Raw genomic sequence first — 20,613 nt, forward strand, 5'->3', positions numbered from 1 at the left:
ATCACGGGGTAAAAACAAACCATTATACGCACGCATAACGCAAAAACAGATTGAAGTATGAAATATTCTACACGAACGCTTAAAGGCATCTTTGCCACTCTTTTGCTCGTAACATTGGTTGGGGCTCAGAGCTGCTCCAAACAAGGGAAAAAAGAAGGAGACAATGCGCAAGCTGAAGCAGTACCGGTAAGCACGGTAACTGTAGCGCAGGAGCTTATCAATTTGGATGAGGTATTCACCGCAACGATAGAGCCTTTCAAAAGCAATAATATATCGTCTCAAATGGGCGGACGAATTAAACGTATTGCTGCCGAAGTGGGGAATACAGTGGCAAAGGGTCAGATGCTCGCAGAGATGGATAACAGTCAACTCACCCAAATGAAGGTTAAGCTAGAAGATGCCCGTCTTGCCTTTGCCCGTACGGATGAATTGTACAAAATAGGAGGTATCAGCAAAGCGCAATGGGATGCTGCTCAAAGCGCCAAGACAATAGCAGAAACTGCCTATAACAATATGTACGAGAATACAGTGCTGCGTAGTCCCATCAGCGGTGTAGTAACGGTTCGAAACTACGATGCGGGCGATTTGGCATCACCGCAGCTACCCATTTTTGTCGTAGAACAGTTAGATCCGGTTAAGGTACGCATCAATGCATCGGAAAAGGACTTTCCGTCCATTTCCAAAGGGCAGAAAGCAATAATAACCGCAAGCACGCTCGGCGACGCATCCTTTGAAGCAGCCGTATCGCTCATATCTCCTACGCTGGATCCTATGAGCCACACCTTTGGCGTAGAACTATCAGTAAACAATAAGGATAAGCAACTGCGCCCCGGTATGTACGCTAAAGTGAAGCTCAACTTTGGGCAAAGCGAAGCAATCCTTATCCCGGATCGCGCCGTGATTAAGCAAGTGGGCAGCGGTGAACGTTATGTGTATATCCTCAATGGGAACAAAGCGGAACGCCGTACCATTACGATTGGTCGGCAAATAGAAGACCGCCTTGAAGTAACCGATGGGCTAACGCCGGGCGAAGTGGTTATCGTAGAGGGAAGCAACCGACTGAACAACGGAGCTACCGTAAAGGTAACCGGTGAAAATGCTAACGAAGCGCAAACAACTACTAAGGAGCAATCAAATCAATGAGCAGCATTTATCAACGCGCTGTTAAGCGTCCTATAACCACTGTACTGATCTTTGTGGCACTTGCTGTGCTGGGGATATTCTCCCTATCCAAGTTGCCCATTGATCTGTACCCGAAGATTGATACGGGGAATATCATCGTAATGACCACGCTACCGGGTGCCGGACCGCAAGATGTTGAAACCAACCTCACTAATCCTATAGAGAATACGCTGAACGGGGTTGCCAACGTAAAGCATATCACCAGTCAGAGCCGCGAAAATATATCGGTAGTTAACCTGGAATTTAACGAAGGTACCGATATAGATGCCGCTACCAACGATGTGCGCGATAAGTTGGGTACGCTGAACGATATTCTTCCTGATGAAGCACATCAACCTATGATTTTTAAGTTCGGGGTGGACGATATCCCCATTCTCTTTATTTCTGCTACGGCAAAGGAGAGTGCGATGGCGCTAGGAAAGATATTGGACGATCGGGTAGTTAACGCGCTGGCAAAGATCAATGGCGTAGGAGCGATCAATTACGCCGGTGCCGTGCAGCGACAAATACAGGTGTACTGCGACCCCGCAAAGTTGGAAGCGTACGGAATTACCTTGCAACAAATTGCCTCTATCATTAGGGCGGAGAATAGCAATATACCTGCGGGGCAAATCGATGTGGGCAGCCAAACCAATTCATTACGTGTTCAGGGCGAATTTACCTCTCCGGATCAGCTGAACGATATAGTGCTGACATCCCGTGCCGGGCAGAATGTATATCTGCGTGACGTAGCTCGCGTAGAGGATACTTCTCAAGAACGAATACGCGAAACGTACCTTCGCGACGGCCGTGGCGCCATGCTATTTGTAAATAAGCAAAGCGGCGCCAATTCGGTGGAAATAGCCCGTAAGGTAAAAGCCGAGATGGAGCGCATACGTCCCACACTTCCGTCAGATGTGCAACTGGATATCGTGAGCGACAGTAGTGATTTCATCATTAACAGCGTAAACAACCTAAAGGATACTATCTTCATTACTTTCTTTGTGGTTATGCTGGTGGTATTGCTCTTCTTAGGGCGCTGGCGAGCCACATTCATCATTGTGCTAACTATCCCCCTCTCATTGGTCAGCAGCTTTATCTATTTGATGATAACGGGCGGAACGCTTAACATCATCTCCATGAGCTCTATATCGATAGCGATCGGTATGGTGGTGGACGATGCCATAGTGGTATTGGAGAATATCACTACGCATATTGAGCGGGGCAGCTATCCGAGTCAGGCGGCAGTACACGCAACCAACGAAGTGGCTATATCGGTATTTGCCTCCACGCTTACTCTTTTGGCAGTATTCCTACCGTTAACTATGGTGGGCGGTATGGCGGGAATCATGTTCCGTCAGCTGGGGTGGATTGTCAGCATCGTGATGATTATTTCGCTCCTCTGTGCCATTTTGCTTACGCCAACGCTCTGTTCGCTTATGCTGCGTCGTAATAAGGGTGCCAATCGTAAGTTTATGCAGCGCCTTGCCGACCGTATACTTCGACCGGTGGAACGCTTCTACCTGCGCACACTTCGGTATGCCGTTGCGCATCGTGCCGTTATTATCGTTAGTGCTGTGGTGATCTTTGCCGGTTCCCTCTTCCTGGGGCGCTTTATCCATACCGAGTTTATGCCGCAGAGCGATAACTCCTATCTGAAAGCCACTGTTGAGTATCCGCTGGGTACTTCCATTGATGTGAGCCGTAAGCTGGGAATGGAGCTGAAGGAAAAGTGGTTAGCTGAGCATCCCGAAATCAAATCAATCGGCTTTTCCGTGGGACAGGCCGATGCAAGCAACTCCTTTGCTGCAATGGGTCAGAGTGGCTCTCATCTAATAGACTTCACCATTGTGCTAACAGATCCCGGTAAGCGCAAGCAGAGCGTCTTCCAATTTGCCGACAATCTGCGCGATGAACTGAGCAAAATCCCCGGATTGGAGCGCTACAACGTATCTACCAGTAATATGGGAAATATGGGCGGTGGCGTGAATATTGAGCTGTACGGCTACGATTTTGCCGCTACCGATGAAATAGCGCGCAAGGTGATGGATGGAATGATGCAAACCTCCTCTTGCGCAGCTGCCATCAATAACCGCCAAAACTATATGCCGGAGTACAATATGCACTTCGATCGCCAAAAGCTCGCTGAGAACGGATTGAACCTCTCCTCCGCTGCTTTCTTTCTGCGTAATGCCGTTAACGGGGCACTTGCTTCCTATTACCGCGAAGATGGTAAGGAATACGAGATCCGCGTCCGCTTAGCTCCGGAGGCGCGCCGCTCCCTTGAGGATATTGGCAATATATTGGTTTATTCACCTAAGGGTAAGGCTATTCGGCTTAGTGAACTGGGTACGATAGAAGAGCTTTACACACCTCCTACGATATATCGTAAGGACCGCCAGCGCTGCGTTACCATCGCTTGTACGCCCAAGGCGGGTGTTCCGCTTTCCACTCTAGTCAAAGATGCCCGAAAGGTATTGAACGATGTAGAGTTCCCCGGTGGATACTCTTACAAGTTGGCAGGCTCCTTTGAGCAACAACAAGATTCCTTTGCCGATATGACCATCTTGTTACTACTCATTGTATTCTTGGTTTACGTTGTAATGGCAGCGCAGTTTGAGAGCCTCTACGATCCTTTTGTAGTGATGTTTTCCGTTCCCTTCGCCTTTACCGGGGTAATATTGGGTTTGTTGCTCACGCGCACCACGCTAAGCCTTATCGCCTTAATCGGGGCTATTATGCTGGTCGGCATCGTAGTGAAGAACGGGATTGTGCTGATCGACTATACTCGTTTGGCACGTGAACGTGGCGCATCGGTACGTAGTGCCGTGCTGATTGCCGGGAAAAGCCGATTGCGTCCGGTACTGATGACTACGCTCACCACGGTGCTCGGTATGGTTCCGATGGCACTCGGCATCGGTCAGGGAAGCGAAATGTGGCAACCAATGGGAGTTACCGTAGCTTTTGGACTAACTGTCTCCACTTTGGTTACCCTCATCCTCATTCCCACCTTGTACACAGCCTTTTCCGGCGGAAATATACGGCGGAAGCGGCATAATCAAATAAAGAAATACCAAAAGAACGCTATCTGATTATGAACGAACAACGAGCCGTATTCATCGCCTACAACCGTGCGCATCATGGAATTATTGTTGATACGCTTCAGAAGATGAACCTCCGCGGCTACACGGAGTGGAACGATGTGCTGGGCAAAGGCAGTAAAACCGGTGAACCGCACTTGGGCAGCCACGCCTGGCCTACCGTCAATGGAGCTATGTTGGTGATCTGCAGTGCGGAGCAAAGCAAAAATCTGCTCGCCGCCCTCCGCAAAATTGACCAATCCGTTCCGCGTCTCGGGCTGCGTGCCTTTACTTGGTCCGTATTGGATGCCATATAGTATTTTGGGATGTAAGAATGTTGTATCTTTGCAACGCGTTGAAGCACGAACAATAGAAACAACAGATTAAGCAGACGAATCCGATTATGAGCAACCTTTACGGCAACCTGATTCCCAATACCTTCTTCACCACCAAGGGAAGTGGAGAGAGCGATTTGGAGCTTCATGCAGGCTCGTACCACATGGCATTGTATGATGCCGGTATAGCCGACTATAATATCATGACCTACTCCAGTGTCCTCCCCGCCACGGCACACCTCGCTTCGATGGACGAAATAGATATGCCGCCCTTCGGTAGCGAAATGAAAACCATTATGAGTGTATCGCACGGCTTTCAGGACGAGTTCGTTTCCGCCGGTATTGTATATGCTTGGATGTATAAGGATGAGAACTTTGACGAAAAGGCAGGTGGCTTGGTATGCGAAGTAAACGGGCGTTACCGAATCGAAGAGCTTGAATCGCGTCTTATCCGTGTGATCAACGATCTGCACCAGAAGACATACAATCAATACTATTTAGGTGAATTGAACTTCATTACTGAGGGAATCACCATTACTAAGCGGTATGGTACCGCATTAGCTTCCCTCTGCTTTGTGGACTTCATACAGCCTGCCTCCCCAATGCCGGAGGTTTAAGCAAGTTTCATTGGTGGAAAAGTTGGAGAGAATATAAAATCTGAAGTGTTTAAAAACGGATGCGCTATCAGATTGTCATATGCTTTCAACTATTCAGGAGTACCAATATCACCATCCGATGGGGCCGTTTCTTCTGGTGCTGATAAAAAATGGTATCTCTATCGTGTGTCTGATATGAAGAAATTTATCATAAAACATATAGGAGGTACTCCTTTGAAAGGTTCTACTGCAAATAGCTTCAAAGGCAAAAAAAGGCGTTATCGTCTTTAATGATTGTAATTGGAGCGATGCCACCGGACATGTTGATTTGTTCAATGGTATACAATGTGAGTATGAAGAAGCTAACGATTATTTCAATAATTGCAATTCGGAGTTACTATATACTCTCAAGTAATTTTTTTGAGGGTGTCTCTTTCTATGAATAGACACCCTCCTTTAATATTATACCCTATGAAAAAGTTCCTTTTTATTTTTCTATCATGTTTACTTTTCCAACAGCTGACAGCTCAGACCATTGTAAAATTTGACAATGGTAATAACATTATATATAAAAACTTACAAGGAAAAACTATTGTAAAGAATAAAAAATATACAATAGCATTTACTGATACGATTTCATCTATCGGCTTTGTCGGCACGAGAAAAGGTGAAATAGTTTGTATTAATAATGCAGGTAAAGAACTATTTAAAGTATATAAGATTGACAATGGTCCAGATTATGTCAGTGATGGCTTGTTCAGAATTGTAGGAAAAAATAGCAAAATAGGTTTTGCTGATACATGTGGAGCTATTGTTATTCCACCCGTTTTTTCGTATGCTACACCTTTTCACAATGGAGAGGCTAAAGTTTCTTTTGGCGGCAAGAATGAAAAACAAGGAGAATACCAATCATGGAAAAGCAACCTTTGGTTTTTGATAAAGAAGTCCAAATAGTTTTTAAAAGCATTGGATATGTTTTTTAACAGAACTAACAAAAGTAGCAGAATATTTCCAAAGCCCGCTGCCATACCTTTGCACCTGCACGATAACGGTTGATGCCAAAAGGAAAGACCTTGTGGAGGAAAGAAAATCAGAGCGGCAAATGAAAATAGAAACTTCACGGAAGTTTTTGGACTGTACGATTATCGCATACTCATTTCTGAGAAATGGATACAACGTCGTCTTACAAACGTCTTGAAAAATGGAAATCGCATACAAAAATGGCACAGCCATCAGAGAAATTCCGATGAAAGAAGAGTATGGCTTGTCCATTCTTCTTGCATCGGGTTTTCTCCAAGGCTGTGCAGCCAAGCATGAAAGTGGTCATTGAGGTTTACATCAATGACTTCTTTCTTGTGGTGGAGTATGCAAACAAAATGGTACGACAAATCAAGGAATGGTGTTTCTTTTGATCGGTTAGCCTGCAACCGACAAAAAGAAGCACTTTTCCTCATACCGTACTACTGAGACATGAAAGGGTGGCGTGCCACTGTTTCATGTCGTTTGGATTGTGCGATAAAAATGGAACTGCGAGTTGTGGCTATAAAAGTCAGCCTTGGCAGTATAGTCTTGAAGTATTTCAAGGCATACCGCCAAGGATTTTTCTTGCCGTGCCATAGTCGGAGGAAGTTAGTCTGAGGTACGAGGACTGTCTTTCTTCGACGACGGCTGACTTTTATACAAAACACACGAAAGAATGAGAATATGCAAACGAAATAGACCATTCAAAAAACAGGAACCCTTGCCACATATGTTTGAATAGATTGAAATGGAAATAGCAAAGAATAGAGAAGAATATGGTTTAATAAAAACAGATTTACCCAAGCAAAAAATCGAGGATAAAAAATCTTAAAACATTCTTTATCCCCGATTAAATATCGTACCTTTGCAACCGAAAGAGTTCTTTGGATGGTTATGCAAATCACAGCAGGATGCCACATTCTGTTTATTTCTAATTCGTAACCTCTTCTTTTTATGAGATAAAAACTTATCTCATTCTCAATCACTTATAAAAAATACGTACTTTCTAAAGAGAAAACGATAAGGAAAATCTACAGATAAGCCGCTTCTTGTTAAGAGGAGCGGCTTATTCTTTTGTTCCACGCACTGCATTATTTAAGGTCTTAAGCGAAAAAGATAAGAATATAGAAGAGTTAGCCCGAAAGAGAAGAGGTTGGCTTATGTGTTGATAATTCATTGAGATTGTGTACCCTTACAGGATAGCGTTTGGGGATCTAATACACTTTTGCAGGAAACTATTGGAGAAACTATCAAAATAAAAAGGTCGCTATCAAAATGATCATGCTGTTTCATGTATATTAGCATTCTTCTAAAAAAGTCACGGACATTTATAAACATCCGTGACTTTTTATGATTAGAAAAGATTTCTATAACAGAAAGTTTTTCTATCGCAGACAATTAACTATCTATCGCTTGATCGTCAGTTGCTGCGTATGCATTATTCCGCTCTCGTTCCGGAATACGACCAAATATGACCCTTCAGCGAATCCTTCAACACATATTTCCACTTTGCCTTTTGCATCTGAGGTTAGCGTTTGGAGTAGAATGCCATCAGTCCCATAAATCTTAACTTGAGATATTGGTGCTGTGCCAAGTAATGTTGCCTTCGAGTTTGCAGGATTAGGGAAGAGAGAAGGCTTGGGAGAAACTATAGATTCGGCACCAGTCGTGAAAGTTGCACGTATCTTTACTTTACTCCTCACTACAAAACGCTTACTTGAAGTGATGTCTTCATTGTTTGCCATTAACTTATCAAGCTTGTATCCAGATTCCGGAATAACTTCTACCGTAAGCTCTTTACCATAAGGTACAGCTTTGAGATCATCCGCTCCCTTGATAACAATCTGTCCATTTGCTGATTTCGAAACGGTAACTTCAAAAGACAATACATTGCCATTACAGGTTCCATCGTAGCCAGCATATTCTGTACGTGTTTTCGTTGCTGTCCCTGCTTTTGCATCTGAAAATACAAACCAAGTTTTGTCTTGAGCGATATCTACTGCATGTTTAGTAATAACATTTACCCCTTGTTTCTCAGCTGCATTTATCTCTGCTGCTGTTGCGACAATAAATAACGCAAAATCAGCATCAACTCTATTCGGCAATGCATTTGCGATTTTTTCCATAGCTTCGCAGCCAAAGTTATTTTCTTCGCAGGAGAGATATACAAGAGAGGGGCACATGGAAATATCCAATGTCGTTAATTTGTTAGAATAGCAGTATATCCCTTGAAGATCAGCGCACTGAGACAAATTCAGCGATTCCAATTGATTGTTACTACATTGAATATCAGTCATTTTCCCACACCCGGAAACATCTAATGATGTCAACTGATTGAAGTCGCATGACAAATCTGTAAGTTCAGGGCATTGTTTAGCAGCCAAGAATGTTAACTTGTTTTTTCTACAAGCCAGCATAGTTAGCTTTTTATAATTTGACATATCCAATGAAGTTAATTGATTTGCAGCGCAAAGAAGCGATGATAAATCCTGGCATTTAGACACGTCAATAGTTGATAGTTTATTTCTGCTACAATTCAGCCTACGCAACTTTGTACATTTGGATACATCTATACTCGTTAGAATATTGTCATAACACATAAGCACTTCCAAATTTTCGCATTTAGTCAAGTCAAGAGATGTCAATTTATTGAAGTAGCATTCTAATGTTGTTAGCTTGGGACATACTGATACGTCAAGTTCCGTCAAATTGTTTTTGCCACAATCCATTTCTTCTAGGTTGGGCCAATGCGAGAGATCCAACTTAGCTATTTTATTTTTCCGAAAGAAAAACTTTGTCAGGTTTTCACATTCTAACTGATCCAAGGATGTCAGCTGGTTTTCTTGACAACTTAGGGTTTTTAGTTCTGTACTCGTTACTATCAATGATGTTAATCCATTATTGTCACAATTTAGTTCTGTAACGTTCCCTTTCAAAGTCACTGTTTTGTCTGTAAGAGTATAGGTATTCTCGCTTCCCAGGGCAATAGCTTCCTTTAACCCTGTAGCAGTAACAACTCCTGTACCTTCTATTTTTAATATGATTGTCTCACCCACCTGCTTATTTGTTACAAACGTAATACTATTCTCTGCAAGCGTGTAATCCGAACAAGTTCCTTCAAGCCCATCGTATCTAGTACGTTTTTGTGTTCCAGCTCCTGCTTGAGCAACAGAAAATACATTCCAATTCTTCCCTTTAGCAACATCTACTGCGTGTTTGGTAATAACATTAACCCCTTGTTTTTTAGCAGCATTTATCTCAGCGTCTGTTACAACAACAAAGACTGCATAATCTTCATCATCTGCAGTCGGCAATGTATTTGCGATTTTATCCATAGCTTCACACTCAAAGTTATTTTCCTCGCATCTGAGCGTTAGAAGACGTGGGCATTTGGGTAGGTCTAATGTTTTTAATTTATTTGAATAGCAGAGTATCTCTTCAAGAGCGACGCACTGAGACAAGTTCAACGATTCCAATTGATTGTTACTACATTCAATGTAGGTCATCTTTTTAGCCTCTGAAACATCTAACACTTTCAACTGATTATTGTTACAATACAATGTTGTAAGCTCCGGACATTGTTTTACAGACAAGGACGTTAACTTGTTTTTCCTACAAGATAATCGCTGTAACTTTTGGTGATTTGACATGTCCAATGAGGTCAATTCATTTTCACCACAAAGAAGCACCGACAAATTTTGGCAATTCGACAAATCGACTGAGGATAAACTGTTTTTTGTGCAGTTTAAATTAACCAACATAACGCATTTGGATAGGTTTATACTCGTTAGCTGATTATCATTACAACTAAGCCGTTCCAAATTTTCGCATTCGGTTAAATCAAGCGATGTCAACTTATTACGGTAGCATTCTAAGGTAGTTAGCTTTGGGGACTTTGTCACATTAAGTGCTGTCAGTTCGTTGTTGCCACAGTCCAGTTCTGTAACGTCACCGTTTAACGTCACCGTTTTATCTGTAAGAGTGTATATTTTATCACTACTTCCCAGGGTTATAGCTTCCTTTACCCCCGTAGCAGTAACTGCTCCTGTTCCATTGATTTTTAATTTGATTGTCTCACCTATTTTCTTTTCTGTAGTAAAAGAAATACCCTGTGCTCCGGCAGGAATTATAAAGGCAACAAGAGCCAATAGAAAGAATATCTTTTTTGTAATATCAGTCTTCATATTATTTCATTCTTAATCCTTGTTTTTATAAATCATAAATACTCGCAAAGAGTATGTCAACGACTTTAGTAACCTTCAAACTTCATGTCTTACTCAGAAAAGCAATCCAAGTAAGCTTTCATTTTGCCAATAAGCCCCAATATTCCAAATTATTAGAAAGGATATAAAACTATCTTCTCAATAATAGCGTATCTTCGAACGAGCGAGTATTGGGGCAGAATAAACTCCTCGGATGGTATCTCTTCTCATAACAATTCCGGAAAATCAACTTCTATATTTCTCTAAAAACTTCGCAGCGGCATTCCATCAGAAGAGAAAGGCCGTCTCTTGTTTTGATATTTCTTAAATGTTGAGTTTTCTTCTAATAATGCATCTCTTTCGCTAATAAAGAACTTGAAAACCAATGAATCAAGATCTGGAAGTAAACAGTTTGCAACAAATAGTGTATTTTCAATGCTTTGTTTGTATTATAAACATTCATTTTTATAGCCACTATAGTTTCCCTTATAACCGTAGGCAAATATATAGTAATTATTATTAATCTTGAAATATGTCTCTATTTAATACCTGGAATCAAATGTAATTTGGAGAGAATTACTTTATGGAGGCTTCTTTAGACATGTTGTGGTTTAGCCTTTTATGGGGCTACTGTTTGGTAAGTCTTGTGTTGCCGTAGAATTAATCGGTTAAGTAGCAAAACCGAGTAGATTCAGCGACGAATTACTGCAATCTGCTCTTTAATGCAGTGAAGAACCCCTCAACAGCATTATTTGTATTCGGAATACATAACTCCGGATATTCTTCAAAGGTAAAGAGGAGCGGCTTATTCTTTTATCCCACGCACCCATTATTTAAGGTCTTAAGCGAAAAAGATAAGAATAAAGGAGAGTTAGCCCGAAAGAAAAGGGTTTGGCTTATGTGTTGATAATTCATTGAGATTGTGTACCTTTGCAAATGCTTTGCGCAATCTCTGCTTACGGGGCACCATTGTGATCCTTGTATCACAGCAAAGAGGAGTAGTCGGCATATTGCGTTTAGACGAAAGAAACTAATTAAAACGAGCAAAAGAATGGATTTTATCAAATTAGTCAACGACGAATTCAAGACGGGTAAGCAACATCCCCTTTTCACTGTAGGAGATACTATTACGGTTGAATACCGTATCAAGGAGGGCAACAAAGAGCGTATCCAGAAGTATCGCGGTGTAGTACTTGCCATTAACGGACACCAAGAAAAGCGTCGCTTTACCGTACGTAAAATATCAGACGGTATTGCAGTAGAGCGTATTTTCCCGTACGACAGCCCATTTATTGAGAATATTACAGTAGAGCGTCATGGTAAAGTACGCCGAGCTAAGCTTTACTACCTGCGTGAGCGTACCGGTAAGTCAGCTCGTATTAAGGAGCGTCGCTTTATTTCTAAGAGTGTAAAGCAATAAATTCATCCGCAAGAGAGTAGCTCTCTATTAACCTAAGAGAGGCATTGCATGGGATATAAAATCCTCGCAGTGCCTCTCTTCTTTCCGGGAAGCCATACAAGGGACTCAGTTCCCCACAACATTTTCAAAAAAAGGTACTGATCTATGAATTAAAACATCTGTATCTTTTGGGAAGAAGGTTCTGATCTTTTATTTGAAACATACAGATCTTTTTTTACGAGCTGCCGACCGTACTGCTATATATACTTGATGCATAAGCGAGCACCGACACACCGCTTCTTTTAGAAAGAGCAATTATGGATGTTCGGTTCACGGTATCATTGTTTTATGTACCTTTACACTTATTACTTATCGAGTGTTCTGTTTGAAGTTAGTTTTCCTGTAGACTTTTTCCGATGCAATTATTTCGTCACACAATAGCTTTGGACAAACGAAAAAAAGACTTGTCCGTCAAGCGACCTATCCTTCTATTTTGGTTAACTATAGCAGTACTTGCCATTCCCAATATTGCACTCAGTATAACGGAGCGTATGCCCCCGGCAGCCACCATAACCAATATATTGCTACCGGTGTCCGTGGTGTGGCTACTGATGACGCTTAGCCGACGTCCCGGCAAAGTGACGTGGCTGCTCTTTCTGCCACTCATAGTTGCAGGCTTTCAAATGGTGCTCATCTATCTTTACGGATGCTCTATAATAGCGGTAGATATGTACCTCAACCTCTTTTCTGCCAATTCCGGAGAGGCTACGGAGCTGTTAGGAAATATTTTCCCCACCCTCATCGCAGTGGTAATAGTCTATTTAGCACCGCTTGTTTTGGGTACAATTTCCCTATGCAAGAAAGACCTACTCCCTTCCACTTTTATCTTACGGCAACGTCGGATAGCTCTTATAGCGGTTGCCTTGGGAGTGGTAAGTATCGGAGTGAGTTATGCCACGGATCGTGAGTACAGAGCCAAGCTACACCTCTATCCGGTCAATGTGGGTTACAACTTGGTACTCGCTGTAGAGCGGGCGCATGCTACGGTAAACTATGCCAAAACCTCAGAGGAATTTACATTCAACGCTAAGAGTACGCATATTGCTGATGACCGCGAGATATATGTACTGGTGATCGGCGAAACGGCAAGAGTACATAATTTTAGTTTGTACGGATACAAGCGAAAAACGACTCCCCTATTAGATAGTACTTCGGGCTTAGTGGCATTTACCAATGTGCTCACCCAATCGAATACCACCCACAAGAGTGTATCCCTCATGATGTCTGCCGCAACAGCAGAAAACTACGATCGTATCTATCATGAAAAGGGTATCGTAACCGCATTCAAGGAGGCAGGATTCCATACGGTCTTTATCTCTAATCAATGTCCTAATCGTTCGTTCATTGATTTCTTTGGAAAAGCAGCCGATGAATGGGTATTTATCAAGGGAAAATTCAGTAAAAAGGCTAATGTAACCGATATTAGTATGCTCCCCTTCGTAAAGGATGTACTGGACAAAGGGAGAAAAAAGGAGCTTATTATACTGCATTCTCATGGCTCGCACTTCAATTACTGCCAGCGCTATGAAGCTGCACATGCTGTATTTAAGCCTGCTGATGCAAGTACAATGAAGTGGTCCAATCGAGCTTCACTTATCAATGCCTATGACAATTCAATCCACAGTACGGATAGCTTCCTGCATGGTGTGATCATGCAGCTCCGGCAGAGCGGTGCTCAAGCGGCTATGCTCTACACATCGGATCATGGTGAAAATCTATTTGACGATAGTCGGCGACTCTTTTTGCATGCCTCTCCTGTGCCGTCCTACTATGAGCTTCACGTACCATTCATTGTGTGGATGTCAGATCCCTACCGCAGTACCTATCCTTCAGTAGTAGCCACACTACAGAATAACAGGCATAAGAATGTATCAAATAGTAAATCTACGTTCCACACAATGCTTGAAATGGCAGGCATAGATACGCCCTATCGTGAGGATACTCTTTTAGTAGCCAGCTGCAAGTACAGGCCCTCCGAATGGATGTACCTCAGCGATCACAATAAGCCGGTGCCGGTGGAGAAGATATTGAGGAGTGAGGAAGATATTGTCAAGGTGCACAACCTATCGCACCATCAGTAAAGTCGGATACAGGAAGTAACCTTACCAGTACTACCATTTCATCGAAGGGGTATATCCCCTTGATATTCAAGATGCCACAGAAAGAAAAAGCAGCCGGTATCGCACGATACCGACTGCCGCAAAATTTTATCATTATGAGTGGTCCCACTTGGGCTTGAACCAAGGACTCCCTGATTATGAGTCAGGTGCTCTAACCAACTGAGCTATGGGACCTCCCGCCACTGAGCTTTTGCATAGAGAAAAAGCCCATACATGACTTTAGTGACGACAAAGGTAATGCTTTTTATTTTTTCTCACAATACCATGCCGATACCATATCACTACTTAGCTTTGGGTGCCGCCATAATATTGTTGGTAGTAAGCTTGATATGCCCCTTGGGTTACATCGTTGAGCCACTTATCGTGAGTGAGATACCATTGCACAGTGCGCTCTAATCCCTCTTCAAAGCAGAGAGAGGGAGCCCATCCGAGTTCCTGCTTGAGCTTAGTGGCATCAATAGCGTAGCGCAGATCATGACCGGCTCTATCGGCCACATAAGTAATAAGCGACTCGGAGTATCCCTTTGGACGGGCGAGTAAGCGGTCTGTGGTAGCTATCAGTAGCTTAACAAGATCAATATTGCGCCATTCGTTATCTCCTCCTATGCAGTAGGTCTCTCCGATGCGTCCCTTATGTAGAACGAGATCAATGGCGGCAGCATGGTCTTCTACATAGAGCCAGTCGCGCACGTTATCTCCCTTTCCATAGATAGGAAGAGGCTTGCCTAAACGTATATTGTTGATGAAAAGGGGAATTAACTTTTCGGGAAATTGGTAGGGGCCATAGTTATTAGAGCAGTTTGAAATAAGTGTAGGTAATCCATAGGTATCGTGATACGCTCGCACAAAGTGATCCGCAGAAGCTTTAGAGGCCGAGTAGGGACTATGCGGCTCATAGCGGTTGCACTCAGTGAAAGCCGGATCACCGGAAGCGAGGGCGCCATACACTTCATCGGTACTGATTTGGTAGAATCGCTTCCCTTCAAAGTGCTCTCGCCAAGCTTCCTTTGCAGCCTCTAAAAGGGTTATAGTGCCTAATACATTCGTTTGCACAAAGGCAAGGGGCTCGCGAATACTTCTATCCACATGACTCTCGGCTGCAAGGTGGATAACCGCATCAATGTGATGAGTTGCAAAGAGATCATTCACCAGCGCAGCATCAGTTACATCCCCTTTAACGAAGCAGTAGTTAGGCTCGTTGGCTACATCAATGACATTGGCGAGATTGCCTGCATAGGTAAGTTTATCAAGGTTGATGACGTGATAGTGCGGATAGCAACGTACTAAACGACGTACTACATGCGAACCTATGAAACCGGCACCACCGGTGATAAGAATACTTTTCTCAAATTTCATAGCGATAAGTCGTATTGAATGAACTCAAAAAGGGTATCTTCCCAATCATCTATATAGCAGTGTAATGCATGACGTATTTTGCCTTTGTGCAGTACTGAGTAAGCCGGACGCACTGCTTTAGTCGGGAAAAGAGATGAGGCGCAGGGCAATACTTTGCAGTGCTCAAGCCCCGCAGCACGAACCGCTGAAGCAATCATATCATAGCGAGAGCATTCTCCTTCAGATGAGTAGTTAAAGATCTGTTGCTCCGGTACAGAGTTGCTTCGGATTACACGAAGTATGGCTTCTGCAAGTTTGGGCGCATAAGTAGGGGTTCCTATTTGATCGTCCACCACGTAGAGCGTATCCCGCTCAGTAGCCAAGCGAAGCATGAAGCGAACAAAGTTATCTCCCCAAGGCGCATAGAGCCAAGAAGTGCGGAATATATAATAGCGGCACCCGGAGTCAAGGATCGCCTTCTCCCCTGCCAGTTTGCTTGTTCCGTAGACATTGAGAGGATGTGGAGTGGTTGTCTCTGTGATAGGCTCAGTTTGGGTGCCATCAAAGAGGTAATCGGTAGAGATATGTACGAGAAGCGCCCGACTCTCATAAGCTGCTTGCGCTAAGCGTCGCACGGCTTCGCAATTGACTTGAAAAGCCTTGTCCTGCTCTTCCTCTGCGCGCTCTACATCGGTGTAGGCTGCGCAATTGAGGATTATCTCGGGATGATGCTGTGATACAATAGACTCAATCGCCTTTGCATCGGTAATATCCAGAGAGGAATGATCGGCATACAGGATCTCCTCACTCTCTCCCAAGAGGCGTTGAAAGGCCATTCCCAGCTGACCACCGGAGCCGGTTACCAGAATGCGTTTATTCATTCAAAGGGGGAGACAAAATCAATGAAACGAGCTCTGTGAAGATCCTTCTCCGAGCGAATAGCTTGCTCTAAGGGAATGCCCCAATCAATCGCTAAGTCAGGATCAAAAGCATCTATACCTCCCTCGTTTTCAGGGGCATAGTAGCTATCACAACGGTACTGAAAGATCACCTCCCTACTAAGTGTTGCAAATCCATGTGCCATCCCTTTGGGGAGAAAGAGCTGACGTTTATTCTCTCCACTGAGCCGTACAGCCACATGCCGGCCGTAAGTTGGGGAGCTGCGCCTAAGGTCTACGGCTACATCCATGACCTCACCGAGTACCACACGCACTAATTTTGCTTGTGCGTGCGGTGGGGTTTGGAAATGTAATCCCCGAACTACACCATACTGCGAATGGCTTTCGTTGTCTTGTACAAAGCGAACAGCCGGGTCTATCCACTCGTGGAAGTGTGCTTCGCGAAAGCTCTCAAAGAAGCAACCGCGACTATCTTGAAATACTTCCGGCTCAATGACTATAACCCCTTCAATGGGAGTGGTAATTATATTCATGGCAGTAAAGACATTAAGTATTGCCCATAGCTGTTGTGTTGCATGGAGAGAGCCGTTTGGTGCAGTTCGTTGGTGGATATCCACCCATTTCGGAAAGCAATCTCTTCTGGGCACGAAACCTTTAGCCCCTGACGTTTCTCCAATACCTCCACAAAGATAGAGGCTTCTGCCAAGCTTTCGAAAGTACCTGTATCGAGCCAAGCGAAACCACGGCCAAAGAGTTTGATATCTAACTCCTTCTGCTGAAGTAAAGTTTGGTTAATAGAAGTGATCTCCAGCTCACCGCGTGCTGAGGGGGTGACCTTTTGCGCTATTTGTACTACCCTATTGGGATAGAAGTAGAGACCTACTACGGCATAATGGCTTTGGGGATGGAGCGGTTTTTCCTCAATAGAGACGATATGCCCCTCCTTGTCCAGTGTAGCCACTCCATAGCGTTCGGGATCCTGTACATAGTGTCCGAATATGGTAGCTCTCCCATTTTGCTCTGCGTTTAGTACTGCATCCCGCATCATCGCCGGGAAGCCATGCCCATAGAAAATATTATCTCCGAGCACTAAGCATACGTTGTCGTTGCCAATAAAGTCTTTCCCAATGACAAAGGCCTCGGCTAAGCCGCGTGGCTCCTGCTGCTCTGCATAATGAAGGGTTACCCCATAGGTGGAGCCATCCCCTAAGAGACGTTTAAAAGAGGGTAGATCAAGTGGTGTCGATATGATGAGTATTTCCCTAATCCCCGCCAACATTAGTGTGGAGAGGGGGTAATAAATCATAGGTTTATCGTATATGGGAAGTAGCTGCTTCGATACGCCTCTTGTGATTGGGTGTAAGCGTGTGCCGCTTCCTCCTGCAAGTATAATTCCTTTCATTGGTTGTGGGTTGACAATAGGTATGATTTATCAGTGTAAATATACAAAATTGAAGTGCTCCGGTTTATTGCTATCACCTTTTTGTATCTCGGCAACTACCACAGAACAATTGAAGATAGTTGGAATGGGTACAGCGGTGCTTTCTCCACGAGCAGTTGCTTCCGCCCAAGCACTACACTGCTCATGAGTCCATATGCCTATGCGTTGTCCGCGTAGGGAGTAGAAGGTCATTTGTAGTTTACAATGCTCTTCTTTAAGAGAATTCAGCATTTGCAGTGCTATATAGAGTGGAGAGAGTAGATTTTGCTCCTCGTCATTTGCCATGCCGGGTGGATTGCCGTTCGAATTTGCTTTGCCGGGCGTCGCATAACCTACCGAGGCAGCTGCTGCATGCCAGTTAGCCGGTAGCAGGGATTCACAATCAAAGCAACTTCTTTCTAATGCAATACCCTCCTTGCGATCCTCTATGGTGATCTGGGTTGCCGTATAGGTCATCTCCTCAATGATAAGTGTATCAGAGAGGCGAACTAAGGCTATCTGTCCATTTGTATTGGGTAGTGAGGGGAAAGTACGGCTTTCTGCAATCTCCTCTGCAGTTATATGATGTGTGAGAATAAGTGCTTCTGCCCAAGGCGTGACAGCCCGATAAGCATTTGCTTCTAAAAGGCGATGGCTCGTCTTTATAGGTACAATCTTTCCCAAGCGACCTTCACTTCGCAAAGCAAAGCCGTATTCATTGAGATCTACACGCTCTGTTCCGCTATTGTAAAGCTCTATATACTCGGCTGAGGAAGGTATTGGCCGGGGCATTACTTCGCTTAAGCGCAGGGAGGTACTGGCTCGCTCTGTAGTGTGGGAAGAGCCATTGTCTTCTACTTGAAAGATAATCTCCTCATCCGGACTGAGCGCTCCATCCGGATAGCGTACTCCGGTAATAGAGAGAGTATAAATACCTTTCCCAAGCGGTGCTTTGAGGGCAAGTTCTATGCTTTTCTTTTGGACTGTGCCCGGTAGTACCTCCTTAGGCGGAGTGATCTCAAATGAGGCTTTACTAATGTCGGGTGTTTCACGGCATAGTAGTGAAATGGCATGCTCCGAGAGCTTCATGTCCGCAATAATAGACTCTTGCGTGCTGCTGATATTGGGCGTAAGTGGCTCGTCGGCAAAGCTAAGCTCATGAATGCTCAAGCGGTCGGCTGCATTCGTTTTGCTGCATACGAAGGCGAGTGCCGTGGTAAATGCCTTGCGTTTACTTGAGTAAGCACTCTGCGGCAATGAAGCTTCTCCAATCAGACGAAATTCATTTTTGAGATCGTTGTATGTATTCAGATAGAGCTGCCAATGGCCGGTGGCATCTTTATTGATGCGCCAGTCGATGCGATTCATATTACTCGTGTAGGGATAGCTGAGTCCATCCCCCAAAAGAGACGTGGTAGTCCCTATCCGATAGTATCCTTCGGGCATCTCTTCGGCGGTAAGTGTAACAAGAAGAGGCGGATTACTAGCACCCACTTCGAGGGCCACCCAGTCCTTTTCTTCGTTACCTGCACTATTGCGAATGGCCCTATAGGGATATAGCAGCAGTACGATCCTATTTTGCACTGAGGGTAAGAAGTCGAAGGATATAGAGCCTCCCCAGGAGCAATTGGGCGTTTCTTTAAGTATAGTAGATAAGAAAGCTCTATTGTAGGAGCGCTTAGGATTAGCAATTTGCAGTGTTAATCCCTCTTCTGTGAGTGAAAAAGAGGAGAGAGAGCCACGCCAAGGGGGTGTATGTAGCTTGGTTGAGTCTGCAAAACGCACTTTCCACTCATCAGCCTTGAGTGCTCCGGCAGAAAGCAAAAGCATTATCATGCACCCTATATAGGCACCCAGCATAGAGGTTCTGCAAGTGTGTGCAATAGTCATTTCACTCAAAGTAAGTAAATTTGTAGCAATTGTAGGGGCTTACTGTAAGCTCACTGCGAAGATAAAACTAAAAACCGAGAAGAACAATGAAAATAGCAATAGTAGGAGCATCAGGTGCTGTAGGGCAGACCTTTATTGATTTGCTGAATGAGCGAAGCTTTCCGTGTGACGAAGTACGGCTCTTTGGGTCGTTCCGTAGCGCCGGACAGCAGTACCAAGTAATGGGGCAAAGCTGTGTAGTAGAGGAACTACAAGATAATGATGCCTTTAAGGATATAGATATTGCATTCGTTTCTGCCGGTGGCGATACGTCACGTGCCTTTGCCTCTACCATCACTCGCTTTGGTACGCTGATGATTGATAATTCGTCTGCCTTTAGAATGGATGCCGAAGTTCCCCTTGTAGTGCCGGAGGTCAATCCCAAAGATGCTTTAACGCGCCCTAAACACATCATTGCCAATCCTAACTGCTCTACCATTCAAATGGTAGTTGCTTTGGATGCTCTAAATGCCATATCTCCCTTAACGCAAGTGCATGTCGCTACTTATCAAGCGGCAAGCGGAGCCGGCGCAATGGGCATGGCCGAGTTGGAGCAGCAAGTAAAGGACTATGCAGCCCAAAGCCCTCTGAAAGTAGCGAAGTTCTCTCAGCAACTACTTTTCAATGTAATCCCTCATATTGATGTATTTGCCGATGGAGATTATACCAAAGAGGAGCTGAAAATGTATCACGAGACTAAAAAGATCCTGCATAGTGAGGTTGCCGTGAGTGCTACTTGTGTACGTGTACCGGTTATGCGCGCCCATAGTGAAGCTATTTGGGCAAAGGGCGAAAAGCCTATAAGTGTAGAGGCAGCGCGAAAGGCATTTGCCGAGAAGGAGGGTATTGTAGTGATAGATGAGGCTAAGCCTAACGGCTATCCGACTCCACTACCTATAGCCGGGCGCAACGAAGTTTTCGTGGGACGTATACGTCAAGATTTAGCAGATCCTACGGCTATTAATTTTTGGTGTGTAGCAGACCAGATACGCAAAGGTGCTGCGCTTAATGCCCTACAAATAGCTGAGTGGCTTATTACCCATAAGGGTCTTTGATT

General features: G+C 44.2%; 17 protein-coding genes, 1 tRNA gene and 1 pseudogene. 11 read left to right on the forward strand and 8 right to left on the reverse strand.

Annotation, left to right across the window (positions count from 1 at the left end; genetic code table 11):
• Positions 1–57: 57 nt before the first annotated feature.
• The 8 genes from ACLWMH_RS07300 (at position 58) to ACLWMH_RS07335 (ending at position 6,584) form a co-directional block, all read left to right on the forward strand.
• Positions 58–1,143, forward strand: a complete 1,086-nt coding sequence (locus ACLWMH_RS07300; protein WP_411916038.1) for an efflux RND transporter periplasmic adaptor subunit — start codon at positions 58–60, stop codon at positions 1,141–1,143.
• Positions 1,140–4,253 carry an efflux RND transporter permease subunit gene (locus ACLWMH_RS07305; protein ID WP_411916039.1) on the forward strand — a complete coding sequence of 1,038 codons (3,114 nt, stop codon included), beginning with the start codon at positions 1,140–1,142 and terminating at the stop codon, positions 4,251–4,253. Before ACLWMH_RS07300 ends, ACLWMH_RS07305 begins: the two co-directional genes overlap by 4 nt.
• 2 nt (positions 4,254–4,255) lie before the next feature.
• Positions 4,256–4,558, forward strand: coding sequence for a PG0541 family transporter-associated protein (locus tag ACLWMH_RS07310; RefSeq protein WP_411916040.1), 303 nt, complete (start codon positions 4,256–4,258; stop codon positions 4,556–4,558).
• An 86-nt stretch (positions 4,559–4,644) separates the two neighbouring features.
• Positions 4,645–5,193 (forward strand): pyruvoyl-dependent arginine decarboxylase, encoded by a 549-nt coding sequence (locus ACLWMH_RS07315; protein WP_411916041.1) that lies wholly within the window; start codon positions 4,645–4,647, stop codon positions 5,191–5,193.
• Positions 5,194–5,238: 45 nt separating this feature from the next.
• Positions 5,239–5,463 (forward strand): T6SS effector amidase Tae4 family protein, encoded by a 225-nt coding sequence (locus ACLWMH_RS07320; RefSeq protein ID WP_411916042.1) that lies wholly within the window; start codon positions 5,239–5,241, stop codon positions 5,461–5,463.
• Positions 5,453–5,587, forward strand: coding sequence for a hypothetical protein (locus ACLWMH_RS07325; RefSeq protein ID WP_411916250.1), 135 nt, complete (start codon positions 5,453–5,455; stop codon positions 5,585–5,587). Before ACLWMH_RS07320 ends, ACLWMH_RS07325 begins: the two co-directional genes overlap by 11 nt.
• A 56-nt stretch (positions 5,588–5,643) precedes the next feature.
• Positions 5,644–6,126: a WG repeat-containing protein gene (locus ACLWMH_RS07330; protein ID WP_411916043.1), complete on the forward strand. Its 483-nt coding sequence runs from the start codon at positions 5,644–5,646 to the stop codon at positions 6,124–6,126.
• Between the two features lie 305 nt (positions 6,127–6,431).
• Positions 6,432–6,584: a hypothetical protein gene (locus ACLWMH_RS07335; RefSeq protein WP_411916044.1), complete on the forward strand. Its 153-nt coding sequence runs from the start codon at positions 6,432–6,434 to the stop codon at positions 6,582–6,584.
• Between the two features lie 1,014 nt (positions 6,585–7,598).
• Here the strand turns inward: ACLWMH_RS07335 and ACLWMH_RS07340 are convergent.
• Positions 7,599–10,376 (reverse strand): leucine-rich repeat domain-containing protein, encoded by a 2,778-nt coding sequence (locus tag ACLWMH_RS07340; protein WP_411916045.1) that lies wholly within the window; start codon positions 10,374–10,376, stop codon positions 7,599–7,601.
• A gap of 723 nt (positions 10,377–11,099) precedes the next feature.
• Positions 11,100–11,192, reverse strand: a pseudogene (locus tag ACLWMH_RS08610) (IS256 family transposase, variant Zn-binding type); the annotation flags it as partial.
• Between the two features lie 253 nt (positions 11,193–11,445).
• On the opposite strand from ACLWMH_RS08610, the gene rplS reads away from it, so the two are divergent.
• Positions 11,446–11,814, forward strand: coding sequence for a 50S ribosomal protein L19 (rplS, locus tag ACLWMH_RS07345; RefSeq protein ID WP_411916046.1), 369 nt, complete (start codon positions 11,446–11,448; stop codon positions 11,812–11,814).
• Positions 11,815–12,236: 422 nt separating this feature from the next.
• Entirely contained in the window at positions 12,237–13,934 is a 1,698-nt protein-coding gene (locus ACLWMH_RS07350) for a phosphoethanolamine transferase (protein ID WP_411916047.1), read from the forward strand.
• A 139-nt stretch (positions 13,935–14,073) separates the two neighbouring features.
• Here the strand turns inward: ACLWMH_RS07350 and ACLWMH_RS07355 are convergent.
• From ACLWMH_RS07355 to ACLWMH_RS07380, 6 genes are all read right to left on the reverse strand, one after another.
• Positions 14,074–14,147, reverse strand: a tRNA-Ile gene (locus ACLWMH_RS07355).
• Between the two features lie 111 nt (positions 14,148–14,258).
• Entirely contained in the window at positions 14,259–15,329 is a 1,071-nt protein-coding gene (gene rfbB, locus ACLWMH_RS07360; protein WP_411916048.1) for a dTDP-glucose 4,6-dehydratase, read from the reverse strand.
• A complete protein-coding gene (gene rfbD, locus ACLWMH_RS07365) occupies positions 15,326–16,189 on the reverse strand; it encodes a dTDP-4-dehydrorhamnose reductase (RefSeq protein ID WP_411916049.1) in 864 nt (287 codons plus the stop codon). The genes rfbB and rfbD overlap by 4 nt, the downstream gene beginning before the upstream one ends.
• Positions 16,186–16,740 carry a dTDP-4-dehydrorhamnose 3,5-epimerase gene (gene rfbC / locus ACLWMH_RS07370; protein WP_411916050.1) on the reverse strand — a complete coding sequence of 185 codons (555 nt, stop codon included), beginning with the start codon at positions 16,738–16,740 and terminating at the stop codon, positions 16,186–16,188. Before rfbC ends, rfbD begins: the two co-directional genes overlap by 4 nt.
• Positions 16,737–17,609 carry a glucose-1-phosphate thymidylyltransferase RfbA gene (rfbA, locus tag ACLWMH_RS07375; protein WP_411916051.1) on the reverse strand — a complete coding sequence of 291 codons (873 nt, stop codon included), beginning with the start codon at positions 17,607–17,609 and terminating at the stop codon, positions 16,737–16,739. Before rfbA ends, rfbC begins: the two co-directional genes overlap by 4 nt.
• A gap of 30 nt (positions 17,610–17,639) precedes the next feature.
• Positions 17,640–19,517, reverse strand: coding sequence for a hypothetical protein (locus ACLWMH_RS07380; protein ID WP_411916052.1), 1,878 nt, complete (start codon positions 19,515–19,517; stop codon positions 17,640–17,642).
• Between the two features lie 86 nt (positions 19,518–19,603).
• Between ACLWMH_RS07380 and ACLWMH_RS07385 the strand changes: the two genes are divergently transcribed.
• The gene (locus ACLWMH_RS07385) at positions 19,604–20,611 is read left to right on the forward strand and encodes an aspartate-semialdehyde dehydrogenase (RefSeq protein ID WP_411916053.1); all 1,008 of its coding nucleotides are present in this window, start codon (positions 19,604–19,606) and stop codon (positions 20,609–20,611) included.
• Positions 20,612–20,613: the final 2 nt, after the last annotated feature.

The sequence above is a fragment of the Porphyromonas miyakawae genome (genome assembly GCF_045865415.1).
Classification (GTDB): domain Bacteria; phylum Bacteroidota; class Bacteroidia; order Bacteroidales; family Porphyromonadaceae; genus Porphyromonas; species Porphyromonas miyakawae.

Bases quoted from the DNA above. Each gene is read 5' to 3' on its own strand.
- ACLWMH_RS07310 (WP_411916040.1), top strand. From the start codon at position 4,256: ATGAACGAACAACGAGCCGTATTCATCGCCTACAACCGTGCGCATCAT.
- rplS (WP_411916046.1), top strand. From the start codon at position 11,446: ATGGATTTTATCAAATTAGTCAACGACGAATTCAAGACGGGTAAGCAA.
- ACLWMH_RS07385 (WP_411916053.1), top strand. From the start codon at position 19,604: ATGAAAATAGCAATAGTAGGAGCATCAGGTGCTGTAGGGCAGACCTTT.
- rfbD (WP_411916049.1), bottom strand. From the start codon at position 16,189: ATGAATAAACGCATTCTGGTAACCGGCTCCGGTGGTCAGCTGGGAATG.
- ACLWMH_RS07335 (WP_411916044.1), top strand. From the start codon at position 6,432: ATGGCTTGTCCATTCTTCTTGCATCGGGTTTTCTCCAAGGCTGTGCAG.
- ACLWMH_RS07300 (WP_411916038.1), top strand. From the start codon at position 58: ATGAAATATTCTACACGAACGCTTAAAGGCATCTTTGCCACTCTTTTG.
- rfbC (WP_411916050.1), bottom strand. From the start codon at position 16,740: ATGAATATAATTACCACTCCCATTGAAGGGGTTATAGTCATTGAGCCG.
- ACLWMH_RS07340 (WP_411916045.1), bottom strand. From the start codon at position 10,376: ATGAAGACTGATATTACAAAAAAGATATTCTTTCTATTGGCTCTTGTT.
- ACLWMH_RS07305 (WP_411916039.1), top strand. From the start codon at position 1,140: ATGAGCAGCATTTATCAACGCGCTGTTAAGCGTCCTATAACCACTGTA.
- ACLWMH_RS07330 (WP_411916043.1), top strand. From the start codon at position 5,644: ATGAAAAAGTTCCTTTTTATTTTTCTATCATGTTTACTTTTCCAACAG.
- rfbA (WP_411916051.1), bottom strand. From the start codon at position 17,609: ATGAAAGGAATTATACTTGCAGGAGGAAGCGGCACACGCTTACACCCA.
- ACLWMH_RS07315 (WP_411916041.1), top strand. From the start codon at position 4,645: ATGAGCAACCTTTACGGCAACCTGATTCCCAATACCTTCTTCACCACC.
- rfbB (WP_411916048.1), bottom strand. From the start codon at position 15,329: ATGAAATTTGAGAAAAGTATTCTTATCACCGGTGGTGCCGGTTTCATA.
- ACLWMH_RS07380 (WP_411916052.1), bottom strand. From the start codon at position 19,517: ATGACTATTGCACACACTTGCAGAACCTCTATGCTGGGTGCCTATATA.